At 41.8% G+C, this 17,850-nt stretch carries 16 protein-coding genes; 3 read left to right on the top strand and 13 right to left on the bottom strand.

The window, feature by feature from the left end; genetic code table 11:
* Positions 1–14: 14 nt before the first annotated feature.
* Together BS614_RS10615 and BS614_RS10610 are read right to left on the bottom strand one after the other, a co-directional pair.
* Positions 15–950, bottom strand: a complete 936-nt coding sequence (locus BS614_RS10615) for a helix-turn-helix domain-containing protein (protein WP_074093952.1) — start codon at positions 948–950, stop codon at positions 15–17.
* A 241-nt stretch (positions 951–1,191) separates the two neighbouring features.
* The gene (locus BS614_RS10610) at positions 1,192–2,046 is read right to left on the bottom strand and encodes a helix-turn-helix transcriptional regulator (protein WP_244898297.1); all 855 of its coding nucleotides are present in this window, start codon (positions 2,044–2,046) and stop codon (positions 1,192–1,194) included.
* A gap of 105 nt (positions 2,047–2,151) precedes the next feature.
* On the opposite strand from BS614_RS10610, the gene lacZ reads away from it, so the two are divergent.
* Complete coding sequence (gene lacZ, locus BS614_RS10605; protein WP_074093951.1) at positions 2,152–5,271, top strand: beta-galactosidase, LacZ type; 3,120 nt, start codon at positions 2,152–2,154, stop codon at positions 5,269–5,271.
* A gap of 94 nt (positions 5,272–5,365) precedes the next feature.
* A complete protein-coding gene (locus BS614_RS10600) occupies positions 5,366–6,109 on the top strand; it encodes a hypothetical protein (protein ID WP_074093950.1) in 744 nt (247 codons plus the stop codon).
* 283 nt (positions 6,110–6,392) lie between these two features.
* Here BS614_RS10600 and BS614_RS10595 read toward each other — a convergent pair whose 3' ends face one another.
* From BS614_RS10595 to BS614_RS10550, 10 genes are all read right to left on the bottom strand, one after another.
* Positions 6,393–6,740 carry a hypothetical protein gene (locus BS614_RS10595; protein ID WP_074093949.1) on the bottom strand — a complete coding sequence of 116 codons (348 nt, stop codon included), beginning with the start codon at positions 6,738–6,740 and terminating at the stop codon, positions 6,393–6,395.
* A gap of 73 nt (positions 6,741–6,813) precedes the next feature.
* On the bottom strand, positions 6,814–7,872 hold the full coding sequence (locus BS614_RS10590; RefSeq protein WP_084174482.1) for a flavin-containing monooxygenase: 1,059 nt from the start codon (positions 7,870–7,872) through the stop codon (positions 6,814–6,816).
* Between the two features lie 228 nt (positions 7,873–8,100).
* The gene (locus BS614_RS10585; RefSeq protein WP_074093948.1) at positions 8,101–8,337 is read right to left on the bottom strand and encodes a hypothetical protein; all 237 of its coding nucleotides are present in this window, start codon (positions 8,335–8,337) and stop codon (positions 8,101–8,103) included.
* Between the two features lie 34 nt (positions 8,338–8,371).
* On the bottom strand, positions 8,372–8,815 hold the full coding sequence (locus tag BS614_RS10580) for a leucine-rich repeat domain-containing protein (RefSeq protein WP_074093947.1): 444 nt from the start codon (positions 8,813–8,815) through the stop codon (positions 8,372–8,374).
* Positions 8,816–9,104: 289 nt separating this feature from the next.
* A complete protein-coding gene (locus BS614_RS10575) occupies positions 9,105–9,926 on the bottom strand; it encodes a purine-nucleoside phosphorylase (protein ID WP_074093946.1) in 822 nt (273 codons plus the stop codon).
* Complete coding sequence (locus tag BS614_RS10570; protein ID WP_074093945.1) at positions 9,926–10,870, bottom strand: nucleoside hydrolase; 945 nt, start codon at positions 10,868–10,870, stop codon at positions 9,926–9,928. The genes BS614_RS10575 and BS614_RS10570 overlap by 1 nt, the downstream gene beginning before the upstream one ends.
* Positions 10,871–10,900: 30 nt before the next feature.
* Positions 10,901–11,830, bottom strand: coding sequence for an ABC transporter permease (locus tag BS614_RS10565; RefSeq protein ID WP_074093944.1), 930 nt, complete (start codon positions 11,828–11,830; stop codon positions 10,901–10,903).
* The gene (locus BS614_RS10560; protein WP_074093943.1) at positions 11,823–12,866 is read right to left on the bottom strand and encodes an ABC transporter permease; all 1,044 of its coding nucleotides are present in this window, start codon (positions 12,864–12,866) and stop codon (positions 11,823–11,825) included. The genes BS614_RS10565 and BS614_RS10560 overlap by 8 nt, the downstream gene beginning before the upstream one ends.
* On the bottom strand, positions 12,859–14,415 hold the full coding sequence (locus BS614_RS10555; RefSeq protein WP_157116068.1) for an ABC transporter ATP-binding protein: 1,557 nt from the start codon (positions 14,413–14,415) through the stop codon (positions 12,859–12,861). Before BS614_RS10555 ends, BS614_RS10560 begins: the two co-directional genes overlap by 8 nt.
* Positions 14,416–14,512: 97 nt before the next feature.
* Positions 14,513–15,619, bottom strand: coding sequence for a BMP family ABC transporter substrate-binding protein (locus tag BS614_RS10550; protein ID WP_074093942.1), 1,107 nt, complete (start codon positions 15,617–15,619; stop codon positions 14,513–14,515).
* 266 nt (positions 15,620–15,885) lie between these two features.
* On the opposite strand from BS614_RS10550, the gene BS614_RS10545 reads away from it, so the two are divergent.
* Positions 15,886–16,644: a helix-turn-helix domain-containing protein gene (locus BS614_RS10545; RefSeq protein WP_074093941.1), complete on the top strand. Its 759-nt coding sequence runs from the start codon at positions 15,886–15,888 to the stop codon at positions 16,642–16,644.
* 73 nt (positions 16,645–16,717) lie between these two features.
* On the opposite strand, the gene add is transcribed toward BS614_RS10545, so the two are convergent.
* On the bottom strand, positions 16,718–17,731 hold the full coding sequence (add, locus tag BS614_RS10540) for an adenosine deaminase (protein WP_074093940.1): 1,014 nt from the start codon (positions 17,729–17,731) through the stop codon (positions 16,718–16,720).
* Positions 17,732–17,850: the final 119 nt, after the last annotated feature.

Genomic DNA, 17,850 nt, shown 5'->3' with positions numbered 1-17,850 from the left:
CTTATCTTTTATTCTCACGACTTCAGTATAACCGAAGGTGCTGCAGATCTATTGTACAAATCGGACAACATCCTGCCATGCTCCCTGGCTGCCGTCAACGGAGTCTCTCCATAAAACTTGCGAAATTGCCGAATCAGATGGGCTTGGTCAAAAAATCCATGATTCTGGGCAAGCATTGCCCAGTCTGCCGTGTTCCCCTGATGAATATCACTCAACACACGATGAAAACGAACCACCTCACTGAATCGCTTGGGGCTGATTCCTACCCATTCCGAGAACTTGCGATGCAACTGCCGTTCACTGATCACTTCACGCATCGCCAGCTCTTGGACACTCATACGTCCCCCATCTATAAAGATGCGGTGCAGCACGTTTTTCATCAGATCGTTCTCAGATGTGCTTGCCTGCACGGGCAACGGACTCAAGTACGCATTCATAACCTCTACTCGCTCTGCAAAATGATTCGTTTCGGCCATCCGTTCCTGAAGCCCGTTCAGCTTCTCCGGCCAACATTCCTGAAGGGCAATTCGCTTATCCGTAAACCACTCCAGTGGCATGCCATGGAAGACATGCGCTCCACCCGGGAAGAACCGGACACCAAAGGTGTAGTCTCCAGCAGGGGAACCATCATCGGCTGGCTCAGGTACAGCGAACGGATGTGTATAATTGCCACAGTAAGCATAGGAGTGCTTTGAACAGACCGGGTCGTATGTAATCAGCATGTCCGTGCAACCATCCGGTAATACCCGGGCAGGTACCGTCGTCATCGATCGCTCTGGACCTTCTCTCTTAGCAACATCCGCATGTGTGTTCGGAAGAGATCCTGATTCCCAATAACAGGCCACATAAGCCATCAGACCAGCAGCAGGTACTTTCTCAATATAATAACTGTTAGGGTACGTTCCATTCATCTGAATAGGCTTAAACAACGGGTGCAAACTGTGATCCACAATTCCATCCTCCGGTCACTAGAGTTGGTTACACATTATGTATTCATCTATCATACCACCAACCGCAGAAATGAAGAAAAAAAAGTGCCCTACCGGAGGACAATCCGATAGGGCCAGTCACACATCTATTTAACACGAGAAGGGGTTTACAAGACTTATCTTACCTTCCCAACCTTAATGGAAACTGAAATTGGGATGAATAACAGATCAAAATTCAAAATGAATAATAGTATTCGGACTTTCAATTCAGTCCGTGCAGTTTGCGAAAACGCTCTGGACTCATGCCTGTATGCCTTTTGAACATCGCACAGAAATAACTGGCATTCTCGTAACCCACCCGATCAGCCACTTCATATATTCGAAGCTCTCTCTCACTGAACATGAGTTGTTTGCTCCGATTGATCCGTTCCTGGTTCACGTAAAATACAGGTCTGGTATGGAGTGCCCTCTGAAACAGCCTGCACAAATATTGGGGAGATACCACAGCCACATCGGCCAGTTCTTTCAGCGAAAGCGAACGATCCAGATGCTCTGCGATATAACGCAGCACAGGCTTCAAGCGCTCCAGTTCATCATTATAATTGGCGGATGCGATGAGTAGTGGCTTCAGATCCAGCAGCAGGGCATATAATTGTTTGGAACACTCCACATCGTAATCTGCGTAATCCGTATCACCGCCATTCTCTCCTCTAACCAGAAGTTGCTCCAGGCCACGTAGCAGCGTTGCTGTCCTGAGTCTGCATACGCGTGAACCGGTTATCCCCGCATAAGATAATAACTGGCTAGCCTCTCTCCCCTGAAACGAGACCCAAGCCAGTTCCCAACGGTCACTGATGGGCATATATCGATGCGGAACATCGGGGTACAGAAAGAAAACGTCACCCGGTCCGACGATATACTCGTCCTCTTGTATAATCAGTCTCCCCTGACCATGAATAATCTGGTGGATCTGATAATCCGGGAATCCCTCTGGACGCTCAGTTTCATATTGGTGTTCCCAGTAACCAACCGTGGTCATATAGATCGGCAGGCGAGCAGCTTCTTCTGTTTTACCAAAAAAAATCCGGGTATCCATCCAGTACACCACTTTCTCCATCGTTAGTTTCATATTGTGATATATATGGGCAATATTCTTTATTCTCTAAGTCATCATTCAATTCTATAATGACAATATTATAACATTTCAGAAGGAGTTGCTGTTATGCGAAAGAAACTGGTACACACCCCTCCGGCAAATGGATACCCGGAATGGAACAATAATCCCGAGACTTTTCAAGTAAACCGTCTACCCGCACATGCTTCTATGGTAGCGTTTCCATCTATAACAGAAGCATTGTCCAATGATTCCAGCGCATCGCCATGGTACGAATCACTGAATGGTCAATGGAAGTTTGCCTTTGCGGAGACACCGGAGCAACGGATTACATCCTTTTATGAGAACAACTATGATGCCAGTGACTGGGACGAGATCGCCGTTCCTTCCAACTGGCAGCTACAAGGGTACGATTATCCCCACTATACAAATATGACGTATCCGTGGGTCGAGCGTGAGCCTGAATTGAAGCCACCATTTGCACCAACAACTTATAATCCGGTGGGTTCGTACATCCGCACGTTTACTGTTCCTGCAGACTGGAAAGACCGGCCTGTCCTGCTTCATTTTGAGGGCGTTGAATCTGCCTTTTATGTATGGGTGAACGGGGAGCTGGTCGGTTATAGCGAAGATACGTTCACGCCCGCAGAATTTGATATCACTTCGTATCTAACGGAAGGTGAGAACAAGCTCGCTGTGGAGGTATATCGCTGGTGTGATGCGAGCTGGCTGGAGAATCAGGATTTCTGGCGGTTAAGCGGCATCTTCCGTGGTGTATACCTGCATTCACCTTCACCGGTTCAGATCGCCGATTTCTTTGTTCGTACTGAACTGGATGACGCGTATCAGGATGCGGAGCTACTGCTGGATTTGAAATTATTTAATCATAATGCCGCGCAGACCCCTGCCGGATTGTCCGTTCAGGCGCAGCTCTATGATGCACAACAGCAGACAGTGCTGAAGCAACCACTTACTGCGGCCGTTACTTTCCAGGGCGAGGATGAACTTTCATTCCAGTTGTCAGCAGAGGTTATGAAGCCGCTACTATGGAGCGCTGAGTCCCCTAACCTGTATACACTTGTGCTATCCATTCAGGACGAATCAAGCGAAACACTGGAAGCGGTCCGCAGCCGGATCGGATTCCGCAAGTTTGAACTGAAGGACGGCCTGATGCAAATCAATGGCAAACGCATTGTGTTCAAAGGCGTCAATCGTCATGAATTTTCCCCGGATAAGGGTCGAGCCATTGGACGGGAAGACATGATCCGTGACATCGAGTTGATGAAGTCCTATAACGTTAACGCGGTGCGTACATCCCATTATCCGAATCAGTCACTCTGGTACGAACTGTGTGATGAATATGGCCTCTATGTCATTGACGAGACGAATCTGGAAACTCACGGCACCTGGGAATATGGGCAAAAGGAAATGAACGAGAACAATATTCCCGCGAGCAAGCCGGAATGGCGTAATAACGTAATAGATCGCTGTAACTCGATGTTCCAGCGGGACAAAAACCATCCGTCCGTTATTATCTGGTCTCTGGGTAATGAATCCTTCGGCGGCGATAACTTCATCGCCATGTACGATTATCTGAAACAAGTCGATCCAACCCGTCTCGTTCATTATGAAGGGACTTTCCATTATCGCCCTTCTGATTCGGCAAGCGATATTGAATCGACAATGTATATCAGCCCACAAGATGTAGAGAATTATGCTCGCATGAAGGGTCCGAAGAAACCTTATATTATCTGCGAATATAGCCATGCCATGGGTAACTCCTGTGGAGGTCTGCATCTGTATTGGGAGTTGTTCGATAAATATGATGTGTTGCAGGGTGCATTCATCTGGGACTGGGTCGATCAGTCCATTCGTACCACTACGGCAGACGGTGTAGAATATTTTGCTTATGGCGGCGATTTCGGTGAATCTCCTCATGATGGTAATTTCTGCGGGAACGGACTGATTCTGGCCGATAAGACGGTTACACCGAAGCTGGAAGAAGTGAAGAAATGTTATCAGAACGTTCGTATGGAAACCGTTGATGTCAAAGACGGCCTGCTGCGCATAAAAAACCAGTTCCTGTTCACGGATCTGAGCGAATATTCGCTCGTATGGACAGTAACACACGATGGTAAGTCCGTAGAGAACGGTACGTTGGATATCGCGGTACCTCCTGGCGAATCGCTTGAAGTCCGAATCCCTTATACGCCATCTTCCGATCTGTTCCAGGAAGCGGTGCTGACTGTATCTCTGGTTACGAAAGTCGCAACCAAATGGGCAGGAGTAGGTCACGAAATTGCCTGGGATCAGTTCGTGGTATCTCCGAGATTGCGTCCAATCCAACCGGTACACCAAGGGCAAGGCAATACACCGCAGGTACAAGAGCTGCAAGATGAATTGAAAGTGACTACAGGCCAAGTCACGTTGAGCTTCAATCCAGCCACTGGCACGCTCACGTCCTATCAGATCAACAATCAGGAGCAATTGCTCGCACCTGTCCGGCCGAATTTCTGGAGAGCCATGACAGACAATGATATGGGGAACCGCCTGAACGAGCGTTCTGCCTTCTGGAGAGATGCTCACGCTACCAGCAGATTAATTCGCTTTGAGCACCATGCAGACGAGCAAGGCATTCTCGTGACGAGCGATTATATGTGGGATCAACATCCGGGATGTACGCTGTCCATCACATACCGAATTGATCCGGATGGCGTGCTCGAAATCAGCCAAACTCTTATTCCAGGTGAGGGCCTACCCGATCTACCGGAATTCGGTATGCTGCTGCAACTGAATAACCGCCTGGATACAATCTCTTGGTACGGCAGAGGCCCACATGACAATTATGCAGACCGTCTAACCAGTGCACGTCTCGGTTATTACACAGGTGCGGTTCGAGATCAATTTGTTCCATATCTGAAACCACAAGAGTGTGGTAACAAAACGGATGTACGTTTTGCTGGAATTACGTCAGCGGATGGTCAGTTTGGCCTTCATGTTGAAGCCACCATACCATTTGAAATCAATGCGTTGCCGTGGACACCGGAGGAACTGGAAGCAAACGACCATGTGTACAAATTACCTCAGAGCACGCAGACTGTCGCACGCATCAATTACAAACAAATGGGTGTTGGCGGAGATGACAGCTGGGGCGCACGTACCCATGCCGAATACACCTTGCCAGCCAACCGCGCGTATCACTTCACCTTTACAGTAAGACCTGTATAACATCAAGCAAGCACTGCTGGCAGCATGCCGGCAGTGCTTTTTTTGTTGAGGCAGTGAATAGTGGGAGTTTGAACTTTGTCATGGGAACATTATAATGAATGAGGTGCAAGAAAGATTTGTACCAGCTATTACTCTATTACGAGGTGAGAATTTGCAATATCTGTTTACCACTCTCTTCATTCTTGGATTTATCGCTTTTTTGGGATTTGTTGTTGGGATGATCTTGTCTATTCGCAAAGGTAATAGGTTGCCGATCAGATTTATTTTTCTAACAACGGCCTGTTTTGCAATTGCTTCAATAGGTTTGTATGGGATGCTGACTTTATCTTCGAACTCTACTCAGTCTGAAATAGATCAGACCCCTTCATCCCAGATTAAACTTTCTGGCCTCCACATGACTACCGAAGAATTTAAAAACAAGTTTAATGGCGCCGTAGGCAAATACCGACTGAATGGGTTGAGTATTACCCGCTTGAATATACAAGACTCTTCCGAGCAGGGCACTGACACTTTCGAGTATGTATTCAATGATGAATTGCGCTTGGTTGGTGTAGTGAATGCAGATGAGAGCGTACAGGAAGTCCGGTTATATGGAACTTTTGATACGAGCGAACCAACGGGTGGAGTTTTTTTGACCGCTATCGCCACACTCATTCTCACAACCAATAGTGAGTACACGTATAACGATGCACAAGATGTCATCCAGGATATCGGTCTATTGGATCGCGATGTGAATCAGTCTAGTTTTGATGATGCGACGGTTCGAAACAGATTAGAATATCGCTTCAGCATTCAAGATCATGATCACTCGACTTTTGAAATAACTGTTGCGAAATAAGATGCGATTGTGCAAAAAGGCCGCTCCATGAAGGAACGGCCTAAGGTGTGATATGTACTTTTTTTTGGATAATTCAGTAGTCACAGTCTCTGATCTAACATTTTCCTATTTTATGGATTAGTAAGCCAAAAAATTAAAGTAATCACTATACAAAAAAGCGATACAGGGTACAGTATCCATTTACTGATCTTATCTTTGTAAGTGACAATCCAACAAACAATGCATATCCAGGCGATTAATAGTTGCCATAAGTCCAATGATGAACACCTCCACTATGAGAGAGTTACTCAAAAGTTACAATCTCGTTCTTATTGTTCCAGCTCATTTTAAAGGTAATTGGATCTTTCGTTTTCTCCGCCTCAGTAACCGTCCCCGACATACTGAACGGTACCCCTTGTTCCTCAAGCGCTTTCCCCTGTTGTTTTATATTATTGCCGGTAAGGTCAAACACAAAATCTTTTATACGCTTTTCATCACCGATGTAGATGATACTATAGATCCCTGTTGACCTCTGAAGAGACACATCCCAGTTATCGCTTTTTCCATGTAACCTATCATCCGCACCACAAGCTGAGACAATAGATAAAAGTAATATAGTACAAAGAATGATTGGCAGTTTAAATAATTTCATAAAATCCCTCCTTTTAGGAATATACCCAAAAATGTGAGTTATGATATTTGCCTAATCATGCCGAGCATCTGCTCTAGTACAATGTGTCTTTCCTTTGAATCACATGACTAACGATCTTCTGAGCATCGTACTTGACCCATCCCAACAATGCAGAACCCCGTGATGTTTGCCAAGGTAGCCCTACAAAGTACAGTCCAGCAACCGGTGATATTCCTGTCTCGTGTAATATTACACCTTTGGAATTAAAAGCAGCATTGATATCGATCCAACCATCATTTCGCTTAAACCCAGTCGCCCAGATAATATTGTCTATTCGTGTTTCACTACCATCCTCATATAGGATACGGTCATCTATTGCATTAATAGCACGTGGGCGCATGTTAACTTTGCCCTGGGTCATCAACTCTTTTAACTCATAGCCATATACGTACTCAGGCTGATTTCGCAACCATTTTCCAACCATACGATCTGCACTTGCACGTAATATTCCGAGCTTTTCAAAATACCAGAATATACTTCTTTTCATAATATGCAAAGGCCTAAAGGTAATATTTCGAGCTATGGATATGTATACGGTTTGTTGTTCATCTGATGTTAACTCTACAGCGATTTGGGCACCTGAATTCCCTCCGCCTACAACTACTGTTGTTCCAGGGATCAATTGAGAGATATTTTTATATTCTGATGAGTGAAGCTGAATCACATTCTCAGATAATGATTTTGCAAAATGAGGAACATTTTTGGTCTGGAAAGGCCCCGTGGCAACGATAATATTGCGCGCTTCAATCGTTCCATCATTGGTTTCAGCATAGTACACCTCATCTTGCTTCGAGAGACGGGAGATTTCACAGTTTAACTTTATTGGAAGATGCATTTGTGTGGCGTAACTTTCAAAATAATCTGCAATTTCATCTTTGCTTGGCAGGCCATTTTCATTTCCACTAAGCGGCATTCCCGGTAACCCATCATACATTTTTGGGGTAAAAAGACGTAAAGAATCGTACCGTTTACGCCAAGATTCCCCGACAGATGAGGCAGCGTCAACGATTAAAAAGGTTAACCCCGACTGTTGAAGATAGTAACCTGCTGCCAAGCCTGCTTGCCCAGCTCCGATAACCAATACATCGTACATATGTATCATCCCCAATATCGTTTTATGCATTAATATATGAGCACTTGTTCATATGTTTATTTTACTTAACAACTGTCTGTTTAGCAATAGAAGAAAAGACCACTACTTCCTTTTACAAGATCAGCCATTAAAAAGACTCCCTCACGGGAGCCTTTTAATCATTTCAGTGCAAGTTTCTTATAACTTCTCATGTATGCTACGTGCTAAGTATGATAGGTTGGTTGAATTCTACCTGGTGTATCTATCGATGTCATCGATCGCAGACTGATGCTCTCTTCTATGGTAATCTTCATGCTGACGAACGTCGTTCTTTAATTTCGCTAAGAAACCCCACCCCATAAAGGCAAGTATAAGCACAGTAATCAGTGCATAAGCAAAGCTATATAGATTCATAAAAAAGTTGATAAATATTGCAGCGAGCATCAAACCCAGAATCAACAATGTCCACTTTGTACCCTTTCTCAAATCATTTCCTCCTCCTTTAGAGTAAATTCCCGAATCATTTATAAGCATCAGTTCCCAGAGAAACATCTAATGTGCCAGACATCCCTTGCGCAGAAGAGGTACTCACATAATACCAACCCGTCGACAACGCTTTGTCACTATAATATGTATGCTCTTTTCCGTCTGCCGGGACCCTGCCATACAATATTTCAGTTCCACTAGGTGATCCTTCATTAATCGTGAACGTGAAGTGTTTCAAACCCGTGTTTTTGAAACTCACTTTCACATAACTAAATCCTGTTGGAATATCAAACCGATGCATATTTGTAGTACCTGCGAAATCCTCATTATTGATTACTGTTAATGGAGTTGATGGAGTACTTCTAGGTTTATCAGCTATTACTGGCACTGAAGCAGAAGTGGAAGTGAATGAGTAGAGGAGGATAATTACACCAGTCGCAACCAAAACTGCCACTACCACTTTTGTGATATGTTTCATAATGATGACCTCCAAATATTGTGTCTATAATTTAATAGATAGAAAATATAACTTATAAATCTTCTAATGTAAACCAATTATAAATGAATATGTTATATAGTAAAAATAAACCCCACTAGCGTTATGCCAGCGGGATTCATTTTTACCAATATTTTCGGATATCAGTCCACTATTCGTTTTTTGCGTTTTGCAATGCGTAACACGTTACCTTAGCAGGTCAACGATACATGCATCGATCATGTTAACCCACTCGCTAGTCACAGTAATGATGCACCTTTAACGCTGCGATTTACAAACCGATTTTTTTTACAATTTCTTTAATATAGAGGAGGAAGTTCGCTTTTACTTTTTCCGTTGTTTCAATCACTTCGTCATGTGTAAGAGGCTGATTTAAGATCCCGGCTGCCATATTTGAAATACAGGAAATACCTAACACCTTCATCCCACTATGGCTCGCAACAATGACCTCTGGCACAGTGGACATGCCTACAGCATCTCCTCCTAAACCTCCTATCATTCGGATTTCTGCCGGAGTTTCATATACAGGTCCAGGATTTCCGAAATAGACTCCTTCTCTTACATTCATGTTTAAGTCAGCGGCTACTTCCTTTGCCAATGTTTGCAATTCTTGTGTATAACTTTGAGACATATCAGGGAAACGGACACCAAGCTTTGGATCATTCGGACCAATCAACGGGTTTGTCCCCATATTGTTAATATGGTCAGCAATGATCATTAAATCTCCAGGTTCAAAGCTTTCATTTACCCCGCCTGCGGCATTGGTTACGATTAACACCTCAACGCCTAACTGTTTAAGAACACGAACTGGGAAGGTTACCTTGTCCATACTATATCCTTCATAGAAATGGAAACGCCCCTGCATCGCCACAACCTCAACCCCACCCAAAATTCCAAATACGAGTTGGCCAGCATGGCCTTCTACAGTCGAAATAGGGAAATTTGGAATCTCGTTATAGGGAATCTTGACGGGCTTCTCAATCTCATCGGCTAAAATCCCAAGCCCTGATCCTAATATTAAACCGATTTTTGGGGTGTTCATAACCTTCTCATTTAAAAAGCTAACTGTATTTTGAAAGGTTTCATGATTCATTATTTAACTCCTTTGTATTTAAAATTGTCCCCGCTTTTCTCTGTGACTAAATGGTTTAGCAATAACTCAATAAATCGATCCTCTTCTACATCTATACAGACATCTACATTTCCATATTCTGAAATAGTGGCCAATGTTTGTCCTGTTCGTAGTCTGTGGTCATACTCTACCTGAACATTCATTTTCTTTGTCTTTACAAGGCTTCTATCTAGAACCAGTGCTACAGTTAAAGGATCATGCATATAGGTGTGCTGCTCGTTATTATATTCAAACCATTTTTTCATCATACGGGATAAGGCCATATTCATAGGGTCACCTGTTTCATGAAGTCGTCTTCTTTCTTCTTCAGTGATGATTACCTTTAATGTGACATCCAATCCGACCATTACAATAGGAGCCCCGCTTCGGAAAACAACAGATGCTGCTTCAGGATCGCAGACAATATTATGTTCCACCAGTCTCAGTTCTGGCCCCATTTCGCCAAAGCGAGTAACTCCGCCCATCATAATAATTTCTTTTACATGATCAGCTACTTTCGGTTCACGAATAATACTCGCAGCTATATTAGTTAACGGCCCGATGGTGACTAATGTTATTTCACCGGGGTTATTCGTCACTGTTTCAATAATAAAGTCTACTGCGTGTCGATCATCGTACTCAATAACATCTTCATCTGTTAACAGACCTATACCCTCATGACCAGCCATCCATATTTCCCGATTATTAAGCAGCGGATTGTTTATGCCTGCATACACACGGACGTCGTCTCTGTTTCCTAATTGGAGCATTTTTTTTGCCATTTTTGCCCTTAAGTCCACATCTCCATATACGGTTGTCACACCTTCAAGTTGTATCTCAGGTGACCGCACTGCCAATGCTAAGGCCATTGCATCATCAATGTCGCTCCCGATATCTGTGTCAATGATTATTCGCTGTAAAGCCATTATATAATTCTCCTCACCTATATTAAGATATTAAGAGTTCATCGCCTTTTTTTTCTTTCTTTTCGTTTCGATCATAGCGTATACCGTTAATCCGATAACAGTTGAAACATACGGAAGTGTTCCAATTAACTCAGCGGGAATCTGTAAAATTTGAAATGAATTGGCAACGGCCTCAGCAGCACCAAATGCTAGTGAAGCAATAAAGGTCCCCCCCGTCGTTCCACCACCTAAAGCTTCAGCCGCAATGGCAATCCAACCTCTTCCTGCCACCATATCCCTTGTAAACATGGAAAGATAACCCATAGACATGTAAGCACCGCCAAGAGAAGCGAAAAATCCACTAAGTAATAAGGCAATGCATTGAACTTTGTTGACACTTATTCCGACAGATTGAGCGGCGTGTGGACTTTCACCAACAGACCTGATTTGTAATCCCAATGGTGTTTTTTTTAACAAATAATAAACAAATACAACTGCAACTATAGAAATATAAGTTAGAACATTGTGACCTGAAAGAATTGGGCCCAGAATAGGAATATCCTTTAAAATGGGTATATCTACATTGGGTAGTATTTTACTTTGTAGCGATGAGGACGTACCTTTATCACCTGAGAACAAATACAAGAGAAAGACAGTGCCTCCAGATGCAAACATATTGATGGCTACTCCGCCTAAAATGATGTTCGTTTTGAATTTCAAAGTAAAGTAAGCCAGTACGCCGGAAATAGCAACTCCAGCAACAACAGCTCCAAGCAGCCCAATCCAAGCATTTTGAGTGAAAGCACTTACAACAACCCCTGTTAATGCCCCAATTAACATAATGCCTTCCATGCCGATATTAACAATCCCCGCTTTATTAGAGATAAATGCTCCAAGTGCCGCTAATAAAATAGGTGTTGTCACTCGCAGGACTGAGAATGCAAAGTCCGTTGAAAAAATGATGTTTAGAATATCAGCCATGATTCTCAGCCTCCTTTAGTAATAATTTATTTTTCCACTTCTTCAAGAAGTGTTCAGCTGAGATTAATAGAATGAGTACAGCCTGAATAATCGAAATCATTTCAGCTGGTACATCCGAAACAATTGACATTTGATCGGCGCCAATCCGAATATAGGCAAGAAATAATGCTGCACCAATGACGGAAAGTGGATTATTTTTCGCAAGCAAGGCAACAAGTGCACCATCCAATCCATATCCTGGCAACCTTGTCCAGTCAAAACGAGTATGCATACCGAGAACTTCAACGCCTCCTCCTATACCGGCGATAAATCCTGCCAAGATATGAACAAAAATGATAACCTTGGCCGTATTAATACCCGAATACTCGGCAAATTCACGATTCGCTCCAGTCATCCGGAGTTCATAGCCCCATTTTGTATGAAACATGAAGTAATGGGTTGCAATAATAAGTAGGAGGACAATAATAAGACCCGTGTGAATTCTCGTCCCCGGTACGATTACCGCTAACAAAGCCGATGGTTCAAACTTGAAAGAAACGTTCGCAAATGCCTCAACATCACGTAAATGATAATTTAGAAAATAAAGGCCAATACCAAATAATATACTGTTAAACATTAATGATGTAACAAGGACATCGGCATTCCATTTTGCTTTTAATATTCCGGGAATCGCTGACAGAACAGCACCGGTAATACCAGCAACCAAGATCGCTACCATCGGATGAAAGAAAGAGTTCAGTGTAAAATGAATTCCGATAACGGCTGCTATAAGCCCGGAAAAGTAAAACAATCCTTCTGCACCAAGGTTAAACAAACCCGTTCTAAAAAGAAGTAAGACAGACAACCCCGTGAACATAAGGGGAATGGACATTTCAATAACGTTCCCGATATTCGATATAGAAGATATGGGTTCAATAAGGAAAATCCAAATCGTTTCCAAAGGTTGGTTACTTACTAAGGCAATAATGAGAAACGCCAAGACTAGAGCAATTAAGATTACTGTACAGGTACGAATAAATTCAAAATACTTAACCATGGTTTCCTCCCTCTGATGCGGTATGACTATCTCGCTTTAACCCGAGCATATAAAGCCCAAGTTCTTTTTCTGTAAGGTTGGATGGCTCGTCAAAGGAAGCAACAATTTCTCCCTCGTACATGACCAATAAACGGTCACTTAGCTCAAGTACTTCATTTAGATCTGCTGATATAAGAAGGATTGCGCAATGTTTTTTTCTCATTTCAAGTAACTTATGATGAATAAGTTGTGCCGCGCCTATATCTACTCCACGTGTTGGTTGTTCAGCTATTAGAAGAATCGGGTCAGTAGAACATTCTCTTGATACAATTACCTTCTGCATATTTCCGCCTGATAACATACCAATTTTTTGCAGGGGACTTGAACATTTTACTTTAAACTCTTCTACAAGAGTTCTGGACAGTTCCTCAATTTTTTTCTTATTAAAGAACAACCCTTTATTCCACTCTTTCTGTCGATATTGAGTAGAAATCATATTATCACTAATACTTTCATCTTTGGCTGCACCTTGTCGCATACGATCTTCCGGGATATAAGACACACGGAGCTTTCTGATTTCACCGATACTTTTATTGCTGATCTCATTTCCCTTCACTTGAATGGAACCCTTGTGATGGGCTTGTAATGTCCCTGTTAACGCCTGAATGAAGGTGGATTGACCATTCCCTTCTACACCTGCTATACCAACGATTTCTCCTTCATTAATATGAACATCCATGTTATGAAGCAATTTTTTACCGGCTGGATTAGAGACAGATAATTGATTGACAGTTAGAACAGGTTCTCCAGTTGTTTTTGTATCTTTGGCATATTTTAATACAACATCTCTACCGACCATAAGACGGGAAATTTCCTGTTCTGATATATTTGTCATCTCAAACACACCGACAGTTGTACCACTTCTCATAATCGTTATTCGATCACAAATGGCTTTTACTTCTTTTAACTTGTGCGAAATAAAAACAATGGTATGTCCTTGCTCCTTTAGCATTTTCAACTCTCGGAACAGTTCTTCCGTTTCTTGTGGTGTTAACACAGCTGTGGGTTCATCCAGAATGAGAATCTCAGCCCCACGAATCAGGGCCTTAAGGATTTCGACCTTTTGTTTCATTCCAACAGATAAATCTTCCACTTTCGCTTTTGGATCTACTCGAAGATTGTATTTCTTAGATAACTCCTCTGCCATCCGGATGGCTTCCTGATAATCAATAACCACCCCTTTTTTCGGTTCCATACCTAAGACAATATTTTCGGCAACCGTAAACGAGGGAACGAGCATAAAATGCTGATGAACCATACCGATTCCTTTATCAATCGCTTCCAGTGGAGATTCGAGCTTGATCTGCTCTCCTCTTAAAAAAATTTCACCTTTACTTGGTTCTTCCATCCCAAATATGATCTTCATTAATGTAGATTTCCCTGCACCATTCTCCCCCGCTAGTGCATGGATTTCTCCTTTTGTTAATGAGAAATTGACATTTTTATTGGCGACAACACCATTCGGATACACTTTTGTAACATTGCGCATTTCCAATACATTCTGTGGCAAGCGTTACGCCCCCTTTCCACTCCATCGTCTATCAACTTACTTAAAGAAAAAGGCTTCTTCTGTGAGGAAAAAACCTCTTTCATATTATTTTTGCTAATCACGGTTTAACAGATTGTCTTATTTTTTCGATTTCTGAAGTTTCCATACCCATGGCATCACTAACTTTAATTTCACCTGATGCTAATTTCCCTCTAATTTCATTTACTTTTGTTCTAATATCAGCGGAAACGACACGATTATAAATGTCATTTTCTATAATATCTACTCCATTGTTATCAATGCCGACTACTTTATGACTGCCCATCTTAGCTGTTCCATCTTGAATTTCTTTCACAGCGCTTAAAATGACTTCATCTATCTTTTTAACGGATGAAGTTAGAATTAAATTGGCTTTATCTTTATCTGTTTCAGCAATCATCGATCCTTGGTCGGAATCCACACCTATCGCGTATCCTTGCTTTTCTTTTGCCGCATCGAAGACACCAAGACCCGTGCCTCCAGCTGCTGTAAAGATTACATCAACACCTGAATTGTATTGAAGCAGCGAAAGCTCCTTCCCCTTACCAGGATCTGTAAATACTCCGGCATACGATACAACCACTTTTATATCCGGTACAGCATATTTTGCTCCCTCAATATAACCTACCAAAAAAGTATTAATTCCTGGAATATCCATCCCACCTAAGAAACCAATTTTTTTGTCAGGATTTGCATTCGGCATATCAGAGATAGAAACCAAAGCGGCTGTCGCTCCGGCTAAAAACGAAGCCTCGTTCACGGCATAACCAACGGAATATACATTATCCGCAGTATCTGTAATATCTGTATCATAGTTAATAAACTTCTTGTCAGGATGTTTCTCTGCTGTTGCGTTTAACAATTCTGTACCTTGTGACCCGCCAGAAATAATGATATCCCAACCTTGTGAGACAACCTGATTAAACGTAGGTTCCCATTTTGTGTTGTCAGCACCCATTTCAATTACCTTTGTTTCAGCACCAAGTTCTTCTTTCACTTTCTGCAATCCTTTGTTAGCAGCATCAAAGAAAGATTTATCCCCTAAGGTACCAGGTATTAATAGAACGACCTTCAGCTTATCTGAATCACTTGGACCCGAATTGTTAGCATTATTGGTCTTTCCATTCACACAACCAGACAGGATCAGGACCATTGTTAATAGTACATAAAAAAATGCCTTCTTCATAAAAATTCCCCCTGTAGTTGGTTATACATCATTAATTCGTTATCTATTATACCCAGACATAAAAATTAAAAATGTGCTCTCCTCCCTCTGCATTTCAATCGGAACTCATTTGATTCCGCTTACAAAACAAGAAAGTAACACCGCTCCAATAAATTTATGATATGGATATTAGAATGTTTTGATTGTATCAAAAATTATGCTATTGTTTTATCTATATTCGGTCAACTTATTATACGATTCGGCTAATTAGAAAGGTTGATTTTACCATGAACCAATTAGATTTCTTGTTTTTTGCCAAACGAAACCAAAATCAATATATCCCACTGCACATTCACCAATGTTATGAACTCGTTTATTATTTTGGCACGGGAGAGACAAGGATAGGTTCGACTAAATATTTTTTCAAACCGAATACGTTTGCGCTCATATCACCACATGTGGAGCATGATGAAAGTCAAGACAGTGAAGCGGATGTATTATATATAGGATTTTATTGCGCGAATGAGGGGATTGAAGGGTTAAACGGAATATTTGAGGATGATCATAACCAAACCATCTACCATCAGATCCTCCGTATGAAACATGAATTTCTACATCAGCAAAATCTTTTCTCAGAAATGTTAGACTTGCTTGTAGGGGAGTTATCCATTCATCTGCAACGATTGATTGGCAAAAAGAATGTCCAAAAACCGCTAGAAGATCGAATGCATTATGCGTTGAGATATATGGACGAGAACTTCCATCAAAAAATTACAATTGAGTCCTTAGCCAAAATCGCAGGTTATAGCTACGACCGCTTTCGTCATTTATTTAAAGAAAAACATGGTGTAGCTCCCTTGCAGTACCTTTATACGAAAAGAATCGAATATGCGAAAACATCTCTGCTGAAAGATCGGAAAATGCTGATTTCTGAAATTGCCCAGAACTCCGGGTTTGTTAATGATGCCCAATTTTGCAGCATGTTTAAACGTTCAACCAGCCTCACACCAAAACAATATCGTGAGCAAACGATCGGTAGCAACTAAGCTGGTAATCGGAGATAAAAAAAAACATCACCGATAAACGCCATGATGTTGAGTTTCAAGATCTATTTATTTACTAGACTTTAAACGACTCTACGATTTCTTCAAGTCGTTCTTTTTGTTCAGGATAAGCAAACGAAGCAGTAATTGCCTGAAGATTTAATTGTTTCAAAACCTGGAGGGTTAACTCAAATTCCCTGTCAATCATATGATATTCTTCCGTTAAGGTTGTTCCAGATACCGTTCGATTATCGGTATTAATGGAAACAGCGATTCCATAGTTAACAAATTCAATGAATGGAAATTCTGAAAACGCTCCTACAGCTTTTGTTTGTATATTACTTGTAGGACACATCTCAATTAAAACATTATGTTTTTTAGCATGATTCAACACTTCAATATTATTTCTCATACCAACACCGTGCCCTATACGAGTGGCCCCTAGGGTAATAGAGTCAAATACATTTTTAGCTGATCCGCATTCACCAGCATGAATCGTAAAGGATATCTGATTTTCCACAGCATAGGAGAATAGCTCTTTGAAAAGCATCGGTGGAAACTGTGCTTCATTTCCCGCCAAATCAATCCCAACTACCCCATTTTCTCGATAAGAAATAGCATAATCTATTATATTTTTATTTTCCTCATAGGACGATTCACGCATCATACAGAGAATCATATTACTTTCAACCAAAAAGTCTTTTTTCCCATGCTCAAGACCTTTAGAAACAGCTTGAATCACCTGATCCACTGTAAGTTTTTTTTGGGTATGAAACATAGGTGCAAACCGGACTTCAATGTAAACAATATGATCTTCACTCGCTTGTCTAATTAGATCATAAGCAGCAAGTTCCAGAGCAGCCTCTGTTTGTAAAAAAGGAAGCACGAACTGAAAACAATGAAGGTAATAAGCAAGACTGCTGCAATTGTCCGGAGCTTGCATTTGTTTGATTAACAACTCATCACTTGGTAATTCGATATTTTCCATTCCCGCGATCTGCCGTAAAACATCTGGGCTTACTGAACCATCTAAGTGACAATGGAGTTCTACTTTTGGACATTCTTTTAAAATATCAATACTTTTGTTCATTCTCTTTCTCCTCTACTACATTGAAGTTAATTTATCATAGTTCAAATATTTTATGATTTGGCTCAAACTTGTTTTTATATTATCATGAACCACAAATAATTCTTATCTCAATCTGGTCA

The sequence above is a fragment of the Paenibacillus xylanexedens genome, from assembly GCF_001908275.1.
Lineage (GTDB): Bacteria > Bacillota > Bacilli > Paenibacillales > Paenibacillaceae > Paenibacillus > Paenibacillus xylanexedens_A.
This window is presented reverse-complemented; position numbering and strand designations above follow the sequence as displayed.